This is a genomic window from Caldimonas taiwanensis NBRC 104434 (genome assembly GCF_001592165.1).
Taxonomy (GTDB): domain Bacteria; phylum Pseudomonadota; class Gammaproteobacteria; order Burkholderiales; family Burkholderiaceae_C; genus Caldimonas; species Caldimonas manganoxidans.
Genome location: NZ_BCWK01000047.1, coordinates 1 through 3,036, shown reverse-complemented (window position 1 = coordinate 3,036; position 3,036 = coordinate 1). Strand labels below are relative to the sequence as shown.

The following is a 3,036-nucleotide window of genomic DNA, read 5'->3' as shown; positions in this document are numbered from 1 at the left end:
GTCGGTCTTGTCCACCGGGGCGTTGGCCCCGTGCATCGCGGTGGTGGCCACGATCCCAGTCTCGATCAAGGCCTGGGCGCACTTCTCGCCCTCGACCAGCACGACCTGGGCGGCGTTGTGGATCCCCGGCTGGTTGTACAGCGGCCGCGGCTCGGGCGGAGCCATCTTGCGGCGGCGCGCGTCCCAGGGCCGGAACTCCTTCTTGCGCCCTGGCGGGTCGTAGCGGTAGACGACGGCGATGAGGTGCCCTTGTGCGTCGAGGTAGTCCCACTTGGCGGTGGCCGGGCCGAGATCGTCGACCGGGGTCTCCTTGGCTGCCTTGCGCGCCGGGGCCGTGGGGGCACGGCCGACGAGCTCCTCGGCCAGATCGAGGACGCGGGCGAAGTCTGCCTGCACGTCCACGCCGTAGTGGCCGCCGATCAGGTGGAACACATCGCCACCATCGCCGGTGGCGCGGTCGGTCCACAGCCCCGCCTTGTCGCCGTCGAGCACGACTTCCAGGCTGTCGCCCGGGCTGCCGAGCACGTCGCCGATGACGAACTTGCCGCGGCGCTTCTTTCCAGCGGGGAACAGGGTGAACAGCACCGACTCCAGCCTCGCGAGCAGCGCGGCGCGCACGGCCTCGCGGCGTTCGGACGCCGGGATCTCGGGCGCGGGTGCGGTGTCATTGAAGTCCAGCATCCGACTCCTCCTCGTGCCCTGCGTCGGCCGTGAGCAGGGCTTGACGTTCCTCCATCCACGCCATCAGTTCGGAGAGCTTGAAACGCAGCAGCTTGCCCACCCGGTAGTGCGGCAGGCGCAGACGTCGGCGCTCCTTCGCGTGCGTGAGCCAGTAGTGCGGCAGATTGAGCGCCAGTGCCGCCTCGCGTGCGTCGATCAGGCGCTCCCCGAGCACCTGGTGCAGCGGTGTGTCGTTCATGCCGCGGCCCTCCAGCACCGGTCCTGCCACGGGCACATCCGGCACTCGACATGGGTGGGATCGGCGAAGGCACGAGGCAGCAGTTCGCCCGCCTCGGTGGCCGTGATGACCTTCACCGCCCGGTCGGACATGCGCTGCGCCAACGCCGCATCGAACGGCACCAGCTCGGCGTGGATCTCCATGGTGTCGGCGTTTACCGCCGTGAACAGGGCCGGGTGCGCGTGCAGTTCGAGATAGGCCTGGTAGAGCGCGACCTGGGCGGCGTAGACGGGCTTGGCGACCGCGAGGCGATGTCTCTCCAACTCGCGCCACGATTTGGCGCCCAGGCACTTGTTCTCCCACAGCGCGGGATAGCCGGCCCCAAAGCCGAGGTCGGGCCCGGCGACGAGCACGCCATCGACGTGGCCCTGCAGGCGCCCGTCCAGCGCCGAGAAGCCGAATTGCTCGCCCGCGTCGTCGCGCGTGCGCAGATCGAAGCCCGCCGCGCGCAGCCATCCGACCATGCAGTCCTCCATAAGGTGGCCGCGCTCGAAGACGCGCAGCATGCGACCGTCGGTCTCGCGACCCGGATCGACCGGGGCGTCGGCGACCTCGTATTGCAGCGCGCGCTCGCACGCGGCCCCGAGGCGCGAGGCGCCCAGGTACGTGCGGCGAGGCTGCGCCGCGCGAGACTGCTGCATCCCGGCATCGATCAGCGCCGTGACCTGACCCGACAGGCTCTTGGAGGCGTTGAAGTCCATCATCGCCGCGCCTCCTTGGGTGCTGCCGTGCGTGCCGTCTGCGCTTGAGCCTTCGGCTCCTCCCACGGCAGATCGTCCTCGAGGTCGGCGAAGGGGTCGGACACCGGGTCTTTCAAGCCCCGCACCGGCGGGTACTTGGTCGCTTCGTGGTGCTCGACCATCGCGTCCGTGTAGCAGGTGACGATGGCGTCGATCACCTGGAGCGCCTCGTCCTCGGAGTACGCGCCGAGGGGCTTGTCGAAGCCGATGCGTTCTGCCGCCGCGCCGAAGGCCTTGAGGCACTTCCTCATCGCGGCCATTTCGACGTCAGACGGGTCGATCATCGCGACCTCCCCGAGGGGTGGGCGTCCGTCCCGCACCCGCAGCCACTGACCGTAGAGCGCATGAAACGCCTCCTGGCAACGCCGCGAGCAGAACACCCAGTCGATCGGATAGCGCCGGGCGTCGCCCACCGGATGCCGAAGGTCCGAGTGGCCGTAGCCGCGCGCCTGTCGTTTGCAGACCCAACACTTCACTGACCCTCCTCTCACTGCGCCCAGGCGGGCTTGCCCGGCATGGCGGGGCGTTGCGGGTTGACGGGCGGCGTCGTGCGCGGCGGGGTTGCTGCGGCGGGCGCGCCGGTGGAACCACTGCCGGGGTTCTTCGGCGGCAGCCCCATCAGGCGGGCGTAGTCCGGGTGGTCGGGCTCGACGGCGTTTCGGATGACGTTCTTCAACTCGCCGCGGCCGTCCTTCTCGACGTCGATGCGGGCCGCAAACTCGATGCCGTCGAGCTCGTGGAAGCCCTGGATGCGCCGCGCGGCGGCGGCCTGCGGGCTCATGTCCTGCGGATGGACGTTGCGGGCGGAATTGAGCACGGCGCGCACGAAGCTGCGCCCCATCTGGCCCCAAGCCGGGCCCTTCGGGGAATGCAGGCCGATGTTGCTCCAGAGCTTGCGACGGGCGTACTCGCCCTCCAGCACCACGAACTCGGCCGCCAGATACACCGAGCCGGACTCGAAGCTTTGGGTGGCATAGCCGCCGGTCCAACCCTGGGCCGGGTCATCAAAGCCCCCGGGCTTGAGCGTCATGCGCACGCGGGCGAGCGTGCCCTTGGGGATGAGGTCGAAACTGGGCTGCTGCTGCGCGTCGTTGAAATCGCACCAATCGGTCATGGCTTACTCCTTGGATGTCGGGATTCGAGTGGCGGCGGCGCACTTGTCGATCAGCGCGCGCAGGTTCGGCGGCTCCAGCAACTCGAGCTGGCCGGAGCGGTCCTTGGCCGGGACGCCGTAGGGGTTCAGCGTGTGGCAGACGAAGGCGCGGTAGGACGAGCCGTCCTCCGCCTTGATCTCGGCCAGCGTCACGACTTCATCGACGATGCCGGGCAGTTCCGCCG

4 protein-coding genes and 2 pseudogenes are annotated in these 3,036 nt (G+C 69.5%); all 6 read right to left on the bottom strand.

Annotation, left to right across the window (positions count from 1 at the left end; all coding sequences use genetic code 11):
- A pseudogene (locus CTA01S_RS15810) lies at positions 1-681 on the bottom strand (phage/plasmid primase, P4 family); the annotation flags it as partial.
- Positions 665-919 carry a helix-turn-helix domain-containing protein gene (locus CTA01S_RS15805; RefSeq protein WP_062196815.1) on the bottom strand — a complete coding sequence of 85 codons (255 nt, stop codon included), beginning with the start codon at positions 917-919 and terminating at the stop codon, positions 665-667. The gene CTA01S_RS15805 and the pseudogene CTA01S_RS15810, both read right to left, overlap by 17 nt.
- Positions 916-1,662 (bottom strand): hypothetical protein, encoded by a 747-nt coding sequence (locus CTA01S_RS15800; RefSeq protein ID WP_062196814.1) that lies wholly within the window; start codon positions 1,660-1,662, stop codon positions 916-918. The genes CTA01S_RS15805 and CTA01S_RS15800 overlap by 4 nt, the downstream gene beginning before the upstream one ends.
- Positions 1,659-2,174 (bottom strand): DUF6511 domain-containing protein, encoded by a 516-nt coding sequence (locus CTA01S_RS15795; RefSeq protein WP_062196813.1) that lies wholly within the window; start codon positions 2,172-2,174, stop codon positions 1,659-1,661. The genes CTA01S_RS15800 and CTA01S_RS15795 overlap by 4 nt, the downstream gene beginning before the upstream one ends.
- Before the next feature lie 11 nt (positions 2,175-2,185).
- The gene (locus CTA01S_RS15790; RefSeq protein WP_062196812.1) at positions 2,186-2,812 is read right to left on the bottom strand and encodes a hypothetical protein; all 627 of its coding nucleotides are present in this window, start codon (positions 2,810-2,812) and stop codon (positions 2,186-2,188) included.
- Between the two features lie 3 nt (positions 2,813-2,815).
- A pseudogene (locus CTA01S_RS15785) lies at positions 2,816-3,036 on the bottom strand (hypothetical protein); the annotation flags it as partial.

Bases quoted from the DNA above. Each gene is read 5' to 3' on its own strand.
- CTA01S_RS15805 (WP_062196815.1), bottom strand. From the start codon at position 919: ATGAACGACACACCGCTGCACCAGGTGCTCGGGGAGCGCCTGATCGAC.
- CTA01S_RS15790 (WP_062196812.1), bottom strand. From the start codon at position 2,812: ATGACCGATTGGTGCGATTTCAACGACGCGCAGCAGCAGCCCAGTTTC.
- CTA01S_RS15800 (WP_062196814.1), bottom strand. From the start codon at position 1,662: ATGATGGACTTCAACGCCTCCAAGAGCCTGTCGGGTCAGGTCACGGCG.